At 55.4% G+C, this 18,201-nt stretch carries 19 protein-coding genes and 3 pseudogenes; 14 read left to right on the top strand and 8 right to left on the bottom strand.

Annotated elements, in window-relative coordinates; translation table 11 throughout:
* Positions 1 to 10: 10 nt before the first annotated feature.
* The 4 genes and pseudogenes from B2S33_RS08995 to B2S33_RS21480 all read left to right on the top strand — a co-directional run.
* Positions 11 to 3,172, top strand: coding sequence for a CusA/CzcA family heavy metal efflux RND transporter (locus tag B2S33_RS08995; RefSeq protein WP_094010854.1), 3,162 nt, complete (start codon positions 11 to 13; stop codon positions 3,170 to 3,172).
* Positions 3,173 to 3,326: 154 nt separating this feature from the next.
* Positions 3,327 to 3,650, top strand: coding sequence for a DUF2790 domain-containing protein (locus B2S33_RS08990; RefSeq protein ID WP_094010855.1), 324 nt, complete (start codon positions 3,327 to 3,329; stop codon positions 3,648 to 3,650).
* Between the two features lie 206 nt (positions 3,651 to 3,856).
* A pseudogene (locus B2S33_RS21485) lies at positions 3,857 to 4,045 on the top strand (hypothetical protein); the annotation flags it as partial.
* 2 nt (positions 4,046 to 4,047) lie between these two features.
* Positions 4,048 to 4,505: pseudogene (locus B2S33_RS21480) on the top strand (phospholipid carrier-dependent glycosyltransferase); the annotation flags it as partial.
* Between the two features lie 85 nt (positions 4,506 to 4,590).
* Here the strand turns inward: B2S33_RS21480 and B2S33_RS08985 are convergent.
* On the bottom strand, positions 4,591 to 4,812 hold the full coding sequence (locus B2S33_RS08985; RefSeq protein ID WP_094010856.1) for a hypothetical protein: 222 nt from the start codon (positions 4,810 to 4,812) through the stop codon (positions 4,591 to 4,593).
* A gap of 266 nt (positions 4,813 to 5,078) precedes the next feature.
* Here B2S33_RS08985 and B2S33_RS08980 point away from each other — a divergent pair, with 266 nt between their 5' ends.
* The gene (locus B2S33_RS08980; RefSeq protein ID WP_094010857.1) at positions 5,079 to 5,666 is read left to right on the top strand and encodes a hypothetical protein; all 588 of its coding nucleotides are present in this window, start codon (positions 5,079 to 5,081) and stop codon (positions 5,664 to 5,666) included.
* A 56-nt stretch (positions 5,667 to 5,722) separates the two neighbouring features.
* Here B2S33_RS08980 and B2S33_RS08975 read toward each other — a convergent pair whose 3' ends face one another.
* Positions 5,723 to 7,141 carry a heavy metal sensor histidine kinase gene (locus B2S33_RS08975; RefSeq protein WP_104963041.1) on the bottom strand — a complete coding sequence of 473 codons (1,419 nt, stop codon included), beginning with the start codon at positions 7,139 to 7,141 and terminating at the stop codon, positions 5,723 to 5,725.
* Positions 7,138 to 7,812, bottom strand: coding sequence for a heavy metal response regulator transcription factor (locus B2S33_RS08970; RefSeq protein ID WP_094010859.1), 675 nt, complete (start codon positions 7,810 to 7,812; stop codon positions 7,138 to 7,140). The genes B2S33_RS08975 and B2S33_RS08970 overlap by 4 nt, the downstream gene beginning before the upstream one ends.
* Positions 7,813 to 8,511: 699 nt before the next feature.
* On the opposite strand from B2S33_RS08970, the gene B2S33_RS08965 reads away from it, so the two are divergent.
* Positions 8,512 to 8,838, top strand: coding sequence for a DUF2790 domain-containing protein (locus tag B2S33_RS08965; RefSeq protein ID WP_094010860.1), 327 nt, complete (start codon positions 8,512 to 8,514; stop codon positions 8,836 to 8,838).
* A gap of 32 nt (positions 8,839 to 8,870) precedes the next feature.
* On the opposite strand, the gene B2S33_RS08960 is transcribed toward B2S33_RS08965, so the two are convergent.
* From B2S33_RS08960 to B2S33_RS08950, 3 genes are all read right to left on the bottom strand, one after another.
* Positions 8,871 to 9,221: a DUF3147 family protein gene (locus B2S33_RS08960; RefSeq protein ID WP_094010861.1), complete on the bottom strand. Its 351-nt coding sequence runs from the start codon at positions 9,219 to 9,221 to the stop codon at positions 8,871 to 8,873.
* 157 nt (positions 9,222 to 9,378) lie between these two features.
* A complete protein-coding gene (locus tag B2S33_RS08955; RefSeq protein ID WP_094010862.1) occupies positions 9,379 to 10,284 on the bottom strand; it encodes a cation diffusion facilitator family transporter in 906 nt (301 codons plus the stop codon).
* A 55-nt stretch (positions 10,285 to 10,339) separates the two neighbouring features.
* Positions 10,340 to 10,540 carry a zinc ribbon domain-containing protein gene (locus B2S33_RS08950; protein WP_244891309.1) on the bottom strand — a complete coding sequence of 67 codons (201 nt, stop codon included), beginning with the start codon at positions 10,538 to 10,540 and terminating at the stop codon, positions 10,340 to 10,342.
* On the opposite strand from B2S33_RS08950, the gene B2S33_RS08945 reads away from it, so the two are divergent.
* From B2S33_RS08945 to B2S33_RS08930, 4 genes are all read left to right on the top strand, one after another.
* Complete coding sequence (locus B2S33_RS08945; protein WP_244891312.1) at positions 10,478 to 10,669, top strand: hypothetical protein; 192 nt, start codon at positions 10,478 to 10,480, stop codon at positions 10,667 to 10,669. The genes B2S33_RS08950 and B2S33_RS08945 overlap by 63 nt on opposite strands.
* A 507-nt stretch (positions 10,670 to 11,176) precedes the next feature.
* The gene (locus B2S33_RS08940; RefSeq protein ID WP_104963042.1) at positions 11,177 to 12,874 is read left to right on the top strand and encodes a phosphoethanolamine transferase; all 1,698 of its coding nucleotides are present in this window, start codon (positions 11,177 to 11,179) and stop codon (positions 12,872 to 12,874) included.
* Between the two features lie 396 nt (positions 12,875 to 13,270).
* Positions 13,271 to 13,768 (top strand): MarR family winged helix-turn-helix transcriptional regulator, encoded by a 498-nt coding sequence (locus B2S33_RS08935; RefSeq protein ID WP_100852545.1) that lies wholly within the window; start codon positions 13,271 to 13,273, stop codon positions 13,766 to 13,768.
* 43 nt (positions 13,769 to 13,811) lie between these two features.
* Complete coding sequence (locus B2S33_RS08930) at positions 13,812 to 14,336, top strand: arsinothricin resistance N-acetyltransferase ArsN1 family A (protein WP_125921898.1); 525 nt, start codon at positions 13,812 to 13,814, stop codon at positions 14,334 to 14,336.
* Here the strand turns inward: B2S33_RS08930 and B2S33_RS08925 are convergent.
* Together B2S33_RS08925 and B2S33_RS08920 are read right to left on the bottom strand one after the other, a co-directional pair.
* Positions 14,311 to 15,354: pseudogene (locus tag B2S33_RS08925) on the bottom strand (FAD-dependent oxidoreductase); the annotation flags it as partial. The gene B2S33_RS08930 and the pseudogene B2S33_RS08925 sit on opposite strands and share 26 nt — an antisense overlap.
* 42 nt (positions 15,355 to 15,396) lie before the next feature.
* Positions 15,397 to 15,735 carry an ArsR/SmtB family transcription factor gene (locus tag B2S33_RS08920; RefSeq protein ID WP_100852547.1) on the bottom strand — a complete coding sequence of 113 codons (339 nt, stop codon included), beginning with the start codon at positions 15,733 to 15,735 and terminating at the stop codon, positions 15,397 to 15,399.
* 115 nt (positions 15,736 to 15,850) lie between these two features.
* On the opposite strand from B2S33_RS08920, the gene B2S33_RS08915 reads away from it, so the two are divergent.
* From B2S33_RS08915 to arsB, 4 genes are read left to right on the top strand one after another with little or no spacing between them, the layout of a single operon-like run.
* Positions 15,851 to 16,264 carry an arsenate reductase ArsC gene (locus tag B2S33_RS08915; protein WP_100852548.1) on the top strand — a complete coding sequence of 138 codons (414 nt, stop codon included), beginning with the start codon at positions 15,851 to 15,853 and terminating at the stop codon, positions 16,262 to 16,264.
* Positions 16,265 to 16,272: 8 nt separating this feature from the next.
* Complete coding sequence (locus tag B2S33_RS08910; RefSeq protein ID WP_100852549.1) at positions 16,273 to 16,629, top strand: metalloregulator ArsR/SmtB family transcription factor; 357 nt, start codon at positions 16,273 to 16,275, stop codon at positions 16,627 to 16,629.
* A 19-nt stretch (positions 16,630 to 16,648) separates the two neighbouring features.
* Positions 16,649 to 17,119 carry an arsenate reductase ArsC gene (locus B2S33_RS08905; RefSeq protein WP_100852550.1) on the top strand — a complete coding sequence of 157 codons (471 nt, stop codon included), beginning with the start codon at positions 16,649 to 16,651 and terminating at the stop codon, positions 17,117 to 17,119.
* An 18-nt stretch (positions 17,120 to 17,137) separates the two neighbouring features.
* Positions 17,138 to 18,199: an ACR3 family arsenite efflux transporter gene (gene arsB, locus B2S33_RS08900; protein WP_100852551.1), complete on the top strand. Its 1,062-nt coding sequence runs from the start codon at positions 17,138 to 17,140 to the stop codon at positions 18,197 to 18,199.
* Positions 18,200 to 18,201 lie beyond the last annotated feature (2 nt).

The raw sequence follows: 18,201 nt of genomic DNA, 5'->3' as shown, positions 1-18,201 counted from the left end.
ATGATTTCTCATGTTTGAACGTATCATCAGATTTGCCATTGAACAGCGGATCGTTGTGATGATCGCTGTCCTGATCATGGCCGGTATCGGCATCTACAGCTACCAGAAACTGCCGATCGATGCCGTTCCTGACATCACCAACGTCCAGGTGCAGATCAATACTGCAGCGCCTGGCTATTCCCCATTGGAAACTGAGCAGCGGATCACGTTTCCAGTTGAAACAGCCATGGCTGGTCTTCCAGGCCTTCAGCAGACCCGTTCCTTGTCTCGCTCTGGCCTGTCTCAGGTCACCGTGATCTTCAAGGATGGCACCGACATTTTCTTTGCCCGCCAGCTGATTAACGAGCGGCTGCAGGTTGCGAAGGAACAGCTGCCAGAGGGTGTAGAAGCTGTCATGGGGCCGGTATCCACCGGGCTCGGGGAGATCTTCCTGTGGACCGTAGAAGCCGAAGATGGCGCGGTCAAAGAAGACGGTACGCCCTACACGCCCACCGACCTGCGGGTGATCCAGGACTGGATCATCAAGCCTCAGCTGCGCAACGTACCCGGCGTTGCAGAGATCAACACCATCGGTGGCTTTGCCAAACAGTTCCTTGTTGCGCCGGATCCGAAGCGCCTGGCTACCTACAAGCTGACCCTGAATGATTTGGTCGCAGCGTTGGAAAGCAACAACGCCAACGTCGGCGCCGGTTACATCGAGCGTAATGGCGAGCAGCTGCTCATCCGTGCACCTGGCCAAGTCCGCGATATCGAAGACATCGCCAGCATCGTAATCACCAGTGTGGATGGTGCACCGATTCGCATCAGCAATGTTGCCGACGTCAGCATCGGTAAAGAGCTCCGTACGGGTGCTGCTACCGAGAATGGCCGCGAGGTCGTGCTCGGTACCGTGTTTATGCTTATCGGTGAGAACAGCCGTACTGTGTCCCAAGCTGTCGCCGCGAAGCTCGCGGATATCAACCGTACCCTGCCAAAGGGCGTGGTTGCCGTCACCGTTTACGACCGTACCAACTTGGTTGAAAAAGCCATTGCGACGGTGAAGAAGAACCTGGTGGAAGGCGCGATCCTGGTTATCGCCATCCTCTTCCTGTTCCTCGGCAACATCCGTGCTGCGCTGATTACCGCGATGGTCATCCCACTCTCCATGCTGTTCACCTTCACTGGCATGTTCAACAACAAGGTCAGTGCCAACCTGATGAGTCTGGGAGCACTCGACTTCGGCATCATCGTAGACGGGGCCGTGGTTATCGTGGAGAACGCGATCCGTCGATTGGCCCATGCGCAGCACAAACATGGCCGTATGCTCACCAAAACCGAACGCTTCCATGAGGTCTTTGCCGCTGCCCGCGAAGCGCGTCGGCCACTGATCTTCGGGCAGCTGATCATTATGGTGGTGTACCTGCCCATCTTCGCTCTCACCGGCGTGGAGGGCAAAATGTTCCACCCCATGGCATTCACCGTTGTGATGGCGCTATTGGGTGCAATGATCCTCTCCGTTACCTTCGTGCCTGCGGCGATCGCCATGTTCGTCACGGGCAAGGTCAAGGAGGAAGAGGGCGTTGTTATGCGCACTGCGCGGCTACGTTATGAGCCTGTGCTGCAGTGGGTGCTTGGGCATCGGAATATCGCTTTCTCCGCAGCAGTAGCACTGGTCGTTCTCAGCGGTGTACTTGCCAGTCGCATGGGAAGCGAGTTCATCCCAAGTCTCAGTGAGGGGGACTTCGCTCTTCAAGCCTTGCGCGTACCGGGAACTAGCCTCAGCCAGTCGGTGGATATGCAGGAGCGTTTGGAAAAAGCAGTCATCGAGCAGGTACCGGAAGTTGAGCGTATGTTCGGCCGAACCGGTACGGCTGAAATCGCCTCTGACCCAATGCCGCCAAATATCTCCGACGCCTACGTCATGCTCAAACCAAAGGACCAATGGGCCGATCCCGACAAGTCGCGAGAGGAACTCATTGCCGAGGTTCAGAAGGCGGCAGCCAGTGTCCCGGGCAGCAACTATGAACTCTCCCAGCCTATCCAGCTCCGTTTCAACGAACTGATCTCCGGGGTGCGCAGCGATGTTGCGGTGAAGGTTTATGGTGACGACATGGACGTGCTCAACAGCACGGCCAATAAGATCGCCGCAGCGCTCAAAGCGGTACCAGGCTCCTCGGAGGTCAAGGTTGAGCAGACCACAGGTCTGCCGGTGCTGACCATTAACATCGACCGGGAAAAAGCAGCACGCTATGGCCTGAGCATTGGGGACGTGCAGAATTCGATCGCGATTGCTGTGGGTGGTCGTAAAGCGGGAACGTTGTACGAGGGTGATCGCCGATTCGACATGGTGGTGCGCCTGCCTGAGGCCATACGTACCGACGTCGCGGGTATGTCTAGCTTGTTGATTCCTGTGCCTGCCAATGCGGCTCAGGGCGCCAATCAGATCGGTTTCATTCCACTTTCGCAGGTCGCTAAGCTGGACTTGCAGTTGGGCCCGAACCAGATCAGCCGCGAGAACGGTAAGCGCTTGGTTATTGTAAGCGCCAACGTTCGGGGCCGTGACCTTGGGTCGTTTGTTGATGAGGCGGCATCTACCCTGTCAACGAAGGTGGAAATCCCAGCAGGTTACTGGACCAGTTGGGGCGGCCAGTTCGAGCAGTTGCAGTCTGCAGCCAAGCGCCTGCAGATTGTGGTTCCAGTAGCCTTGCTGCTGGTAATGACCTTGCTGTTCTTGATGTTCAACAACCTGAAGGACGGCATGCTGGTCTTCACCGGTATTCCATTCGCTCTCACTGGCGGGGTCGTGGCCCTTTGGCTGCGTGATATCCCGCTCTCGATCTCGGCAGGGGTAGGCTTCATCGCTCTCTCCGGCGTCGCGGTACTGAACGGCCTGGTGATGATTGCCTTCATTCGCGGGTTGCGAGAAGAGGGACGAACGCTCAGGCAGGCCGTTGACGAAGGAGCTCTGACCCGACTGCGACCTGTGCTGATGACTGCGCTGGTGGCTTCCCTGGGCTTCATTCCGATGGCCTTGGCCACCGGTACAGGTGCCGAGGTTCAACGGCCGCTGGCAACGGTGGTGATTGGCGGGATTCTGTCCTCCACCGCGTTGACCTTGCTGGTACTGCCTGCTCTGTATCATTGGGCACACCGAAAAGATGAAGATGGCGATGAGGCCGAAGTGGTTAGCTGATAGCCACTGATAAAGAAGCCCACAACCCGTGCTGTGGGCTTTTTTATATGAAGCTGATGCACTTACCTTTCAAAATTGTAAGTTTCTCGTCATGCCGGTGATGCCTGTGCGTTGCTAAAGTTACGCCGAGATGATTTGAATTTGAGAGGTTCCTATGAAAAAGCTAATTTTTGCTGCTGCACTTGTTATGTTTTCGATGGCTTCGCAGGCTTATACTTACTCTGAAAGCAAGCAGCTGCAATACATCAAGGAGCATCAGACTGCTGTAGCGAACTATGCCGAGAGAAATGGCAAACCGATGCCGGAGATCCAGGACTACAATTACGGCATGAAGATCGATGTTGCGAAATTCGTGCGTCAGTCCCAAGACCCGCGTACCTGCCAAGTTTACCCGCGATTGATGACCTTCGAGGACTCTCAGGGTACGCTTAAGACGGTTCGCTACTCCATGTACTCGCAATGCATCAACAACAAGTAGTAATTGCTGTGAGTAGAACACTTAGAGAATTCATAAATGCCAGGCAGTGCCTGGCATTTTTTATTGAGCTCGATGAACGTCATTTAGGCTAGATGCCTTAATGACTGCCCCTGGGTTAGCTGTGAAATAAATCTCAGCTACACAACAGTAATGTCTTCCAACTGCACAGGGCAGTTTATAGTCTTGCCCCCCAGAAGGGACGAGTTATGAAAAGTTCGCTTGAACGCCCAGATGACCAAGCAGGGCATGAAGGGCTGAGCCATGAGTACGACGGCATCTTTGGCATGAACACCGAGCTGGTTTTCGCGCTGATCTGTGGTGCCCTGCTCGGAGCCGGAGCGCTCGCAGGAAAACTAGGGCTGATCGACAGGCTGCCGCTGGTTCTGTACGTGTCTCGGCGTTGCTCCTGTCCGGTCGGATCAATGAGGTTGGCCGAAGGATCACCAGGGCGCCGCCGCGAGCGTTGATACTGCCAATCATCGGCGTCGACATCATCTATGCCGGGGTGTTGATGCAGAGGCCCCAGAACCAGCGAGATGTCGTTCAGGCCTGGTTGAATGTGCTCCATCGGCCCCTCTGATCTACCCTGGTCGCCGCTCGTATTCCTCGGAGTTCTACAGCAGCGGGAAGTCCGAAAACATCCAGTACCCAGCAAAGTGGCCTCGTGACAGCTCTTTCTACCTGTCCCGGCGCTTACACGACAGCAATGCTGAGCTGCCTGCCAACCTGGGCTGTGTCGAGATCACCGAAGCGAACGCCAGTCAGCTGTTGCTGTGCCGTTGGAAAGACGCCAAGCAAGGTACCGAAGGTCTGGTCGGAGAAAGTAATGCGGAAACGCCTCGTACAAACGAAGGTAAAATTCCAGACACAAAAAAACCAGGATTTACCCTGGCTTTTTTGTCGATTGCTCTCGTCATTTGAAGTCCTATTTAACCGCCGTTTAGTTATCGGCTTGTTCCTTACCATCCTTGCTTTCTTTCTTTTGCTCTTGAGCGACTTGTTTTTTGTTCTGGTCCGAAGAGTCATCGTTCCATAGGCGAGCCTGTTCATTTCGGAAGTTTTCCTGGAACTGTTTCGCTCGCTCGTAACCACCTTCAGCGTAAGCGGTACCCATGAGACCAAGCAGCAGGCTGCCAATAGCGATAGATTTGACAAATTTCATTGTGTGCCTCGGTTCTTACTAGGCCTGCCTGACTGACGGCCTTTGTTGGTTTGTAGTTTAGGAACGCGAAGCTAACGACAAGGTGAGTCAATAATTACAATTCCGTAATTTGGGCGGCTGGCGGGATGCGCCAAATCTGCAAATCTGGAAGGATCATGTCTACCTCGCTTGTGCCGAGGGTGACTTCAAACTGCTTCTTAAATTACATATTTGACATCTAACAAAATAAATCAGTGCGGCGTTACCGGCCGCCCTAGGAGATAGCCATGAATGACATAGAGTCTTGGGCTGTTGCCATCGGTGACTTCCGTCGAAGCACTGAAAAACTCACAGTTCAGCTCGATGAGCTGGCCTCCCAGACCAGGGCCTGCAACGCCGTTCTGGAAAAGTCGAACGAGCTGGTGGAGGAGGTTGACCTTGTCAGTCGGCAGATTCAGGAGGAGGTACGAAAGGCTGAGAAAGCCTGGTCCAATGCCGAAGAGGTCGCCATACGCGCTGCGGCAGAGGCATATTCCGCTGCCGCTCGTGGAGTCGAGACCGCCATCCAACCGCTGATTTCGGAGCTCACTGCCGCGACAAAATCAGCGAATGCCTCGATCCTGGAGCTAAAGCAAGCACCGGTGCTGGCCAAGCGCTATGTCATGGTGGTGGCGACAGCATTCTTTATCCTGGCACTGCTCTGTGTGTACTCGACCATGCAATTCATTGAGGCCGCCGGCAGTGTGAGCGCCCAGGAAAAAGTGAATGCCCAATACTTCTCCCACCTGTGGAGAAACGCCAACCCAGAAGAGCAAAAGATCATAAAGTCGGTAATTCTGCGGTCACCTATGGACCCTGTGGTGCTTAGGCACTGAGGCATTGCATAGACAAAAGGCCCGTCGATTGACGGGCCTTTTCAAGTGGGCGCGCTTCAAGCAGCGGTCTTTGCCGGCTGCTTTAGCTGGGCTTCGGGAAAGTGAAGGTGGAACCAGGTGAAATTTTCCTCGGTCACTTCCACGCTCGCCGAGCCTTGATGCAGGCTCATGATCGACTGCACGATGGCAAGGCCAAGACCGGTCCCCCCTTCGCTTCGTGCTCGGCTCTTATCTACGCGGTAGAACCGTTCAAACAAATGCGCATGGTGTTCCTTGGCGATCCCGCGGCCCGGGTTGCCGACGCTCAAGGTCGTGCCGCTACCACCGCGTTGCACTTTCACGTAGACCGTGCGACCGCGAGGGCAGTAGCGAATCGCATTTGACACCAGATTCGAGACGGCTCGTTGAATCATCAGGCGGTTACCGCGCACCACGTCATCACTGCCAGAGATCTGCAGCTGGATCTCGCCATCCTCTGCCGAAATGCTGAAGAGATCACACACCCGCTGAACTTCATCGACCAGGGACACAGGTTCGAACTCCACCATGGATGCTGGATGACTGACCTGAGCGAGGAACAGCATGTCGGAAACCATGCGGCTCATGCGGTCCAGCTCTTCTGTGCACGACTCCAGCACTTCCCTGTACTCGGGAAGCGATCGCTCTCTGGTCAGTGCAACTTGGGCTTTACCCATCAGGTTGGATAGCGGCGCTCGCAGTTCGTGAGCAAGATCGTCAGAAAACTGCGAGAGCTGCTGAACCCCGTCATCCAGGCGAGCCAGCATGATGTTGATACCGTCGGCGAGCTCTTTGAGTTCTGCTGGCATTCCATTAGTCGGCAGACGATGGTCGAGGCTCTCGGTGGAGATCTTCGAGGCGACTTTCAGGAACTTGGTCAGAGGCAGCAGACCTCTGCGTACGGTCCACCAGCCGATTGCGAGGATCAGCGCGATGATGAGCGGGGAAATCATCAGGGCCCAGGTGAGCAATGCATCAAGCAGCGCTTCATTGGACGACTGGTCCATAGTCATGTACACGCTGACTTCGGTTCCGTCGCCCAAATTCATGGTGCGAGAAGCTGTCAGCAAGGGGCGGTCCTGGGTGTCGCGCCACTCATGTTCCTTCGGCTGTGCGGATGGTTGAAACTTGTGCACCTCCACGTTGACCTGCTTCGAGCCTATCGAGAGCAGGGGCATCTCACTCTGCGCCGACTCAAAAATGCTGACGTACAGGTTGTTGTGGCCCATCACCAGATCCACAAGCTGATGTGCGTCAGCGTTGACTCCTGAGATGTCGGAAATCATGGACAGGTTGTGAGCCATGCCTGCCATCTTCACTTCCAGGTCACTGCGGGCATTTCGCTCCAGCGCCTGGCCCACCATCAGATACCCGAAAGTGGCGAATAGAAGCAGCAACGCTGCGCTCATCAACCCCACTTTTAATCCCAGCTTTGCAGCCAGGCTGAATGGCCTCATGCGCGTTCCTCAAAAACGTACCCTACGCCACGAAGCGTGTGAATGAGCTTGGTTTCAAACGGGTCATCGATCTTCGAGCGAAGGCGCCGGATAGCGACATCGATGACGTTGGTATCGCAGTCAAAATTCATGTCCCAGACCAACGAAATGATCTGGGAACGAGTCAACGCTTCGCCCGTCCTGCTCATAAGCAGGTGCAGGAGCGAAAATTCCTTGGTGGTAAGGTCGATGCGTGTGCCAGCGCGGAAAACCCGATGGCGCACTGAGTCGAGTTCCAAGTCGGCAATTTTCAGCGAACTCTTCTCGACTAATTCATCACCACGCCGCTGCAGCGAACGGATTCGAGCGAGCAGCTCCGGGAATTCGAAGGGTTTGACAAGGTAATCGTCGGCTCCGCCATCCAAGCCTTTGAGCTTGTCGTTGATGCGACCACGAGCGGTCAGCATGATGATGCGGACCCGGCTGGTTTTCCTGATGGTTTCCAAAAGGTCCCAACCGTCGATGCCAGGAAGGTTTACGTCCAGCAGAACCAACGAATAGACGTTAGTATTGAACAAGTGCAGGGCGTCAACACCATTGTGCACGATATCTACGACATACCCGCTTTCGGATAGGCCCTGCTGAAGATATTCGGCAGTTTTAATTTCGTCTTCCACAACTAGCACGCGCATAACTTATCTCAAGGTGTGAGGAAGGAATTGGCCTAATCCGCCAAGACTGTGGTTGCAGGCAGTTTGAAGGTTCGGCTGAGTGCATGGCATCTGGTGGTCGCTACCTCTGTCCATACGCCGGGGTCACCTGAGGACGCTTGAATCTTAACGCGAAGACGCTGGCCGCGGCGAAATCCTACAAATTTGTAATGTAGCCGCAAGATTGCTGACAGTCATGACGGCTTTCCCTACTGAGCTTAGCGGATTCTGTGGCTTGCAGCGGTTTGCAGTCCTCACGCCTGACAGGCGGATTCGGCCGAGAGGAGTGGTGTTTCTGCCAAGCTGCTCAGCTTTTGTGGCGTTTACTCCTTCAAGCTCAAGCTACGAGTGGTAGCAAGCCACCGATCGTTCTCCCCATAAATAACGGGCTTAAACCGGCGAGCATGCTTGGCTTTTCATCTTACTCAGGCAAGGATAATTACTTTACAATCTATTACATGTCCAAATTGTAATTTCACAATCATCTTGTCGTTAGCCGCTTTTGCTAGTTTAAGTGCAGCACACAGGCAGCGCTGCTTTGGGTCAGTCTCATCTGAAGCAGCATGGCGGGAGTAACGAAACCCTGCTCACGCCAATGCATTCACCTTGGAACCATACGCTCCTTTGGTAAGGTGAATTTTAGCGCCCCGCCATGGGCGCTTTTTTATAAATGGACTTCTCATGAAAACAACTATATCGGCTATTGCTGCGTTCATGCTTTTCTCTGCACTGTCGACAAATGCCCATAGCAGCGTTCTGATCAACGACGATCTTGAGCAGTCTGCCAGGAAGGCTACGGAACGCTATGCACAGAGCGTGAAGAAACCCATGCCCGAGCTTGAAGACTACGCATACGGTATGGATTTGGACGTTGGCAAGTTGGTGTACGTCTCGCCTAGCGTGCGGTACTGCGGGAATGTGAGAAGCATGATGACTTACGAGGATTCCAAGGGCGAACTGCACATGGTTCGCTACCTCGTGAAAGGTGAGTGCATCAACAGCCGGTAAGCGGTGGCTGAGTGCTTTCCTCTACACCCGACTCAAAGCAACTCGATGCCCAATCGCCTTAGAAGTAGGGCAAAGCCTCCGAAGCTCGCCATGGTGATGAGGATGCTGGAGATAAGTGTTGACCAGAATCCCAACTTGGGCAGCAGTGCCGGAAACGCGATAAACATCGGCAGCGTTGGAATCACATACCAGAACGTGTACCAGGCATGATTGGAAATCTTCTCCATGCTCTGGTTTTCCAAGTAGAGCCAGATGAGCGTCAAGACGGTGACCAATGGCAGGGCGGCAACCAAGCCGCCCAGCTTGTCACTGCGCTTTGCCAGCTCAGACACGAGAATTACTATCGCGGCAGTGACCAGGTACTTCGTAATGATCCAAGTCATCGCTGAACCTACTTGAGCTAGTGGAATGGATCTTCCGGGATCATTCACCAGGCACTCATGAAGTGCTTCTGCTGTCGCCAATCCATCCTTGCCTAATCCTCGACAACACCACCCCCGACGTTGAAGGCGGTGTGTTGATCAGGTGTCTATCGGCCGATTAATGCGACGGCGAAGGGACGTTCTCGTGGAAAGCTGCGCGCTCGATCTGAATAGTGCAGTGATGGATTTCGAACGCGTCGCTGACTGCATCCACGACGGCCGCTAGCACAGCATCTCCATCTGCTGCGTCTCGGACGACCACGTGCGACGTCATCACGTTGCTTCCGCTGCTGACAGCCCAAACGTGTAAGTCATGTACATCCGTGACGCCTTCGACCTTGAGGATCGTGGCCTCGATTGCCGCCACGTTGAGTCCCCGGGGTACACCTTCCATAAGAATCCCCAAGCTCTCTCGAAGCAATTGCCACGTCCGCGGCAATACCCAAAGGCCGATCGCTACGGCAACAACCGTGTCGACCCAGATCCAGCCGGTAAAGCGGATAATGAGGGCGGCGATGATCACGCCCAACGATCCGAGCATGTCGCTCCAGACTTCGAGGTAGGCGCCTTTGACGTTGAGGCTCTCGTTGCTGGCAGATGCCAGCAGTCGCATTGAAATCAGGTTGATGATCAGGCCGGCAATTGCAATCCACATCATCGCCCCGGTGGCGATCTCCGCCGGCATGAAGAAGCGCTGGTAGGCCTCGTACAAGATGTACATCGCCACCAGGAAGAGCAGCACGGCGTTGAACGTGGAGGCTAGGATCTCCAACCGCGCATAGCCAAAGGTTCTTTTCTGATCCGCCGGCCGCTTGGCGATCTGAAGCGCAATCAACGAAATTGCCAAAGCGGCGGTGTCGGTGAACATGTGAGACGCATCCGACAGCAACGCCAGGCTGCCGGTAATCCATGCGCCGATCACTTCAGCGATCATGAAGCTACCGGTCAGGATCAATGCCATGACTAGTTTCTTCTGATGCCCCTCACGAACCGCGGCACTGCCATGATCATGATTCGATCCCACGTATTTCTCCTTGCACAGGGTAGTGGTCGCGTTGGATTTCCAGAGTGGTCAGGCGCTAAGGGGTTGCCTGGCCGCACTGGCTGCAGAATTTTGCTCCTGCTGTCAGGGACGAGCCGCAGGCCGTGCAACCACTCGATAGTGGTGTTCCGCAGTTTAGACAAAAGCGTGCGGACGGGGCGTTTGCGGTCCGGCAGTGCCTGCAAGTCTGCAGATCTTTGATTGGGGCTTGAGCTATTGCGCGACCATCCTCAATCACCCGGTCATTACCGTCGCAGGATTGCTGCTGCTCGAAGCGACCATGCCGGTCATGTCGATCACTCCCGTGCCCACTACCGTGATGCTTGCCACCGCCGTGGTTTCCACGGCCGTGGTGGCCACCCAATAAATTTTTGAGAAAACTCATGGTGTTCGTCCCTCATCGATAGGTGACATCAGCACGAGCAAAAGGTGAAAGAAGTGTTCTGCTCGCTAGAATGACTTTTAAGTTAAAGTAAAAGTTCAAAGTTAGCGTACGACAAAACGAAGCTGGTTTGTTTATGAAATTTAATTTAATTCACCGGGCGGCATTGACTGCTCAAAAAGTCGGACTTATCCGATTTTTTATCATAGCCTGAGCATTTACAATCGAAAAAGTCATTATCGCGATTCTGTCAGCATTGTAATCGCGAAGTCATCATGACGTTATCGTGTGGCGGAAATAATGCGCCTAGCGAGAACTAATTTCTCATTTAATCCTATGCCTCACACATCCTAAGCGTCCTCAGGCTAAGGGGATCAAGGTCTCTGGCGCTCTGTACGCCCTGATTCGCTCTGTGTCTGTCGATGGCTTGCCATTTAGCTCCCGACTATTCATAACCAGCGCCATGGATGAGCAGCTCTCTAGAGTTCGATAATGACACCTTCTAAATCCATTATTCACAACCTGTTAAGTAAATGGATCCATGCTATTCGCAATGTTAGACAGGAAGGCATTAGCACCAATTCACTCGTCGCGCTAGTAACTTTATGGTTGTTGCTATTCGCGAACGCTGAGCTTTGGCGTGTGCTCTGGCGCCTGGCATTCAACACTAATGAAGTTAACTGGTTGCTCGCCGCCAGCCTGCCAGTCGTAGTGTTCGTTTGGGTGTTCACCGTACTTAGCTTGCTGTCATGGTCAAGACTCGCAAAACCTCTGCTGTGCCTGGTGCTGATCAGCGCGTCGTTCGCCAGCTACTTCATGAGTACTTACGGTATCGTCATTGATTACACGATGTTCACCAACGTCGTGGAGACCGACGTCGGTGAGGTGTCCGAGCTACTGAACTGGAAGCTTGGCCTCTGGGTGGCAATGGTAGGGGTATTGCCCGTCTACCTGATCTGTCTGGTGCCCCTGCGGCGCAAGCCCTGGACCAAAGCGTTGGGTAGCAGACTCATCGTCCTGTCGCTCACACTGGTAACCCTTGCTGGTGTCGTGCTGAGCCAGTACCAGTCTTATGCCTCCCTCCTACGCAACAATCGAGAGATCCGGCTCATTCTGGTTCCCACCAATTTGTTTGCTGCCGGTCATGGTTACCTGAAACGCAAGCTGGCCACACCGAAAGCACTGACCTCCATCGGTACCGACGCCCTGGTGACCAGGCAGGGAGCGGCTCGCAAACCCAAGCTGCTGGTACTGGCAGTGGGGGAGACCGCACGTTCCGCCAACTTCTCCCTTAATGGTTACTCCCGCAATACGAATCCAGAGCTGGAAAAGCGCAATGTCATCAGCTTCTCGAATGTGAGCTCGTGCGGCACCGCCACCGCGGTTTCGCTGCCATGCATGTTCTTGGACGTCGGTAGGGATAAGTACAAGGATGGCTTGGCCAAGAGTCGAGAAGGGCTGCTCGATGTGCTTCAGCGCGCAGGCATCAGTGTCATGTGGACTGATAACAATTCGGGCTGCAAAGGGGTCTGTGATCGGGTGCCAAACCACAAGGCTACCCAACACGCAGATGCTCAGCTGTGCAGCAGCGACGAGTGCAAGGACGGTGTATTGCTCTCGGAGATGGAGGACTTCATCAAGCGTCAGGAAGGCGATGCAGTCCTGGTGCTCCACTACAAAGGTAGTCACGGCCCGGCTTACTACAAGCGCTACCTCCCGCAGTTCAAGAAATTCGGGCCGGTCTGCGAGACCAATGAGCTCGACAAATGTAAGCAGCAGGAGGTGATCAATGCCTACGACAATTCGATCCTCTACACCGACTACGTCACGGCTGGCCTGATCGATATTCTGGCCGCGAACAACAAATTCGACACTGCGCTGATGTACGTTTCGGACCACGGGGAGTCACTGGGAGAGGCTGGTCTTTACCTGCATGGGCTGCCCTATGCGATGGCACCAGATGAGCAAACCAAGGTGCCATTGGTGCTCTGGATGTCTGACGCTTTCGCGAAAAGCGAACGCCTTAATGTGGGCTGCTTGAAAGTACAGGCAAGCTCGCCACTGAGCCGCGACAACCTGTTCCACACCGTACTCGGGATGATGAGCGTCCAGACATCCTCGTATAGCTCAGCTCTGGATTTTACGGCCCCTTGCAAGACTTTGACCGGAAGCACCTACTCAGGCCTCTAATACGGACTGAACGCGTGAGGTCGACAGCGCTTCCACATCGAGCTGCTTTGACAGCAGCCAGAAGCTCGACTAACTACATAGCAGTACTCAACAACCCAAGCGGAAAAGGAAATTTGCATGAGCATCAAGCCAGGCCCTAAACGCACCAACGAAGATGGCACTCCGGACAAGAGGCAGCGGGTCACGCCTGAGAAGCAGAAGGATCACCCAGACCTGAAACCCCACAAGCATAAAAAGGGGGAGTAGGGCAGAAAAGCAGCTCTTCGGAGCTGCTTTTTTATCTGCATACCGATAACCCATCCGCGTAAACGATCAACCACAATCAATCTGCTGGTCAATGTTGATGACCGCGTTCTTCAACCATAACGTTGTGAGTAACAACTAATTGGAAATGCCATGTCGGATAAGCACAGCGGCGATCTCAGCCGGGATGCCGAAGATCTCTACGAGGCACTTGCCCAGCTGGTGCGCATTTACCAATTCAGGGATCGCGACCGCATTTGCTGCTACGACGTATCGGTCACTCAGTGCCACGCGGTTGAAGCTTTGGTGAAGCTGGGACCACTGCGTCTCCAGGTCCTGGCCGAGCAGATGTTCCTGGACAAGAGCACAGCCAGTCGTGTCGTCGATACCCTGGAGCGAAAGGGGTATGTCACCCGAGTAGAGGATCCAGAAGATCGTCGGGCGGTCCAGGTGCAAGCCACCGAAGCCGGCGGCGAGCTGTACGAGCGGATTCGTGCCAGCCTGATCGCCGAAGAGAAGGCAATGATCAGCTGTCTGCCGCCAGAAGTACGTCAAGGGGCCCTGACGCTGCTACGCCAATTGACTCGTGCTGCCAAACTACGTTGTGGCTTGGCCACCGAATGCTGCCCAGCCCAGCCGCAAAAAAAGTGAAACCTCTTTAACAAAGTTGTTCCATTTCACCAAAGGAAGCCGGATGCACATTCGCCTCGCTGAAACCGGTGATGTTCAGGCCATTGCCGAGATCTACAACCAGGGGATCGAAGACCGCAGCTCTACGTTCGAGACCCAGCCGCGTACTGAAACTGATATACAGCCGTGGGTTGCCGATATGTCACGCTATCCGGTGCTGGTCGTCGAGCTCGACGGGGCGGTAGTGGCGTGGGCAAACCTGAGCAGTTACCGCGCGCGTTCCTGCTACGCCGGCATCGCCGACTTCTCAATCTATCTTCATCGTGACGTCCGCAGACGTGGTATCGGCAAGCTGCTGCTCAAGGCATTGCTCAGCGAGGCAGAGGCACGTGGTTTCTGGAAGGTCCTTTCCCGCATTTTCACCTTCAACGAGGCGAGCCTCGCGCTCTGCCAGTCCTGCGGCTTCAGGACGATTGGCGTCTATGAGAAGCACGCTTGCCTTGAAGGCCGCTGGCTGGATTGCGCGATCGTTGAACGGGTGTTTCCGTCGAACCAACCCGTTCTAGATGACGGAGCAGTTGAGGCATGAGATAGCCCGCGTCAGTCCCTACCCCCCTGAGGGTTGCCGAGGCGAAGTTCCTTTGCTTGGGCAGCCCGACGAAGTACAGGCCGGGCACCTGATCTGCCACGCCGTCTTGCTGCAGGACACGACCTTGCCGGTCGGCGACTGGAAGCTGTGCCAGAAACGCCAGGTTCGGCCGGAAACCGGTGGCGAAGATCAGCGCATCGGTCTGATGGGTGGTTCCATCCGGCCAGACGACGCCGTCAGGCACCACCTGCTGGAACATCGCTTTGCGCTGGAGCCGCCCGGTATCCAAGGCCTTCCGGTACTTGCCGGTATCCAGCACAGGCGTGCTCTGGTCACTCAACCAGCGCGTGTGCTCCAACCGGGTGAATTTCAACCAAGTGTGAAAATCGAGTCCCAGAATCCGCTGAGGGAAGAAGCGGATCTTCTCGCGGGTAGCCAGCACTACCTGTGCAACGCCTGCAAGTTCATAGGCAATCTGAACAGCGGAGTTAGCTGCCCCCACAACGACAACACGCTGGCCGTCAAAGGCCTCAGGTGTTCGATAAGCCGAGCTATGCAGACAGTATCCTGAAAAGTTCTCCAGCCCAGGAATGTCAGGCATGAAAGGACGGCTGAAGCCCCCTGATGCCACTACCACAGCACGCGCAGTTAAAGTCGCTCCGTTGGCGGTGCGAATCTCAAATGCCTTGTCCTTAAGTACGACCGCCACCACACGGGTACCGCCCTGAAAAGGCAGCTGAAACTCGGCGGCGTATTTCTCCAGGTACTGCACCACTTCGTCTCGCAGCGGGTAGCCCTTGGGATTGCCAGGAAACGCCCGCCCCGGCAGCGCGGAGTACTCCGCTGGTGAAAACAACTGCAGGCTTTCGTAGTAGTTACGCCAATTCCCGCCTGGGGATGTCTGCTCATCCAGGATGAGGTAATCCAAGCCGTGCTGCTGTAAATGCCAGCCAGTCGCCAAACCTGCTTGCCCACCACCGATGACGACCACATCCAGAACGCGATTCGAATCATTCATATGTGCGCACTCATACATATATAAGAGCAAAAAAAGCCCGTGCTACGGACAGCAGATCGAAACCAGACCTTTGGTTCGCTGGAGCAGGCCTTCCAGTCGCTCGACGATCGCCCCACCATTCACTTCATAGAACACCTGCCGACCCACCTTGGTGGCCTTCACGATCTTGGCTTCATGCAATACCTGCAGGTGCCTGGAGATCACCGAGCGCTCCTGTGGCAGCTCTTTGGCGATTTCGCCGACATCCGCCCGGCCGAGCAAAAGTACGCGCTTGAAAACCGCGACTCTGGAAGGCTCGCAAAGCGCTTTGAAGAAGGTCTCGTCTAGCGACTCGATGGCGGCTTCGATGGCTTGAGCACGGAGATTTTGGTTGGTCGTCATGCAGCCAATATATGTGCATGAACGCGCACATGTAAAGCCACCCATCATCGAGGGGTTGCGATACATTCGAAAAAGCGTATATTCGAAAAACCATATACACTCAGGGTACCAAGTGATGACTGGCAAGACCCGCGTTCTGTTTGTTTGCACCGCAAACGCCGCTCGCTCCCAGCTCGCCGAAGCTTTGCTCCGGCATACAGACCCTGTTCACTTCGAAGCTTTCAGCGCCGGGACCCAGCCTGGCGAGGTCGACCCGCGTACCTATGCCGCCCTTGAGCACCTCGCTATCGATACCAGCGCTTTGCGCAGCAAGTCCATCGACGAGTTCGCAGGGGAACGGTTCGACTACGTGATTACTCTGTGCGACAAGGCAGCCCACGAGTGCCTTACGTTGCCTGCCTTCGGCGAGGCTCTGGCGTGGAACTTCGAAGACCCTGTGACCAGTGACAAACACGATGCTTTCCGACACGCGCTTCACGAGATCCATGAACGCATCAAGATGTTCGTCCTTGTGAAAACCAAACACTGAGTAACCCCATGACTGACTCGCTGACCCCCACCAAAGTCTTCAAATGCCTCGCCGACGAAAACCGCATTCGGATGATGCTGCTGATCGCTCGCGAGGAAGAACTCTGCGTCTGTGAACTGACCTGCGCGCTGCAAGAAAGCCAGCCCAAGGTTTCCCGCCACCTGGCGCAGCTGCGTACGTGTGACCTGCTGGAAGACCGCCGTCAGGGCCAGTGGGTTTATTACCGGCTGCATCCAGAGCTGCCCGCCTGGGTACGTGAGGTCCTGGCGACGACGCTGGAGGCCAACCACGAGTGGCTGAGTACTAGCACCAAAAGACTGGACACCATGGGTGACCGCCCACAACGCGTCGCCTCCTGCTGCTGATCATTGCCGAGAAAAACCGATGAAAGTTCTGTTCCTCTGCACCGCCAATAGCTGCCGCAGCATCCTCTCCGAGGCTGTTTTCAATCATCTGGCACCGGCCGGCATGAAGGCCTACAGCGCCGGCAGCCAGCCAAAGGGCGAGGTGCATCCGCTTTCCATCACCGCGCTGCAGCGTGCCGGTATCTCCACCGAGGGCCTCAGCAGCAAGTCCAGCGACGCGCATGCCGAGCTGGCACCAGACTTTGTCATCACCGTCTGCGACAAGGCCGCTGGCGAAGCCTGCCCCGTGTTCTTCGGACCAGCTGTGAAAGCCCACTGGGGGCTTTCTGACCCTTCGGACCTGCAGGGCAACACCGCCGAATTGGACGCAGCGTTCGACGTCACGCTTGAGCAGATCAAACGACGCCTCAAGGCATTCCTCGCGCTGCCTTTCGAAAAACTGGATGCCGCCCAACTCAAGGTTGAGCTGGCCCGCATCGGAACGCTCTGACGTTTAGGGAGATCCACCATGAGCAAAAGCCGACTTTCATTCCTCGACCGCTACCTGACGGTCTGGATCTTTCTGGCCATGGGCCTGGGCATTGGTCTGGGCAGTCTGTTCCAGGGTTTTCCAGAGTGGCTGAACAGCCTGTCGGTAGGCTCGACAAACATCCCCATCGCCATTGGCCTCATCGTCATGATGTACCCACCTCTGGCGAAGGTGAAATACGAGGAGTTGCCGCAGGTCTTCAAGGACAAACGCATCCTCACGTTGTCCCTGATCCAGAACTGGGTGATCGGCCCGGTCCTGATGTTCGGGCTGGCCGTTGTCTTCCTTTCCGACAAGCCTGAGTACATGACCGGCCTGATCCTCATCGGATTGGCGCGCTGCATTGCCATGGTCCTGGTGTGGAACCAGATCGCCGGTGGCAACAACCAGTACGTGGCGGGCCTGGTCGCCTTCAACAGCATTTTCCAGATCCTGTTCTTCAGCGTGTACGCCTGGATCTTCCTGGGCTTGCTGCCGCCACTGTTTGGCCTTGAGGGTAGCGTCATCGAGACCAGCTTCCTCGAAATCGCCCAATCGGTACTGATCTATCTGGGCATCCCGTTCCTGGCCGGTTTCCTGACCCGCAAAATTCTGATCAGCAGCAAGGGCGAGACCTGGTACCAGGAGTGCTTCATCCCGAAGATCAGTCCACTGACGCTCGTGGCGTTGCTGCTGACCATCGTCGCCATGTTCAGCCTGAAAGGCGACATGGTGCTGCAACTGCCGCTGGATGTGCTGCGCATCGCTATCCCGCTGACCATCTACTTCGTGGTGATGTTTTTCATCAGCTTCTGGATGGGCAAGCTGCTGGAAGCTGACTACCCGCGCACCACTGCACTGGCATTCACCGCAGCAAGCAACAATTTCGAACTGGCCATTGCCGTGGCCATCGCCACCTTCGGTCTTGCCTCGCCGGTCGCGTTTGCCACCGTCATCGGGCCATTGGTGGAAGTGCCGGTACTGATCTCACTGGTGGGCGTGGCCTTGTGGCTCAAGCGCCGCTGGTTCGATCAGCCATCTGGCGCCTTGTCTCAGGAGTAAAT

The organism is Pseudomonas sp. UBA5568 (assembly GCF_002425525.1).
Taxonomy (GTDB): domain Bacteria; phylum Pseudomonadota; class Gammaproteobacteria; order Pseudomonadales; family Pseudomonadaceae; genus Aquipseudomonas; species Aquipseudomonas fulva.
This window is presented reverse-complemented; position numbering and strand designations above follow the sequence as displayed.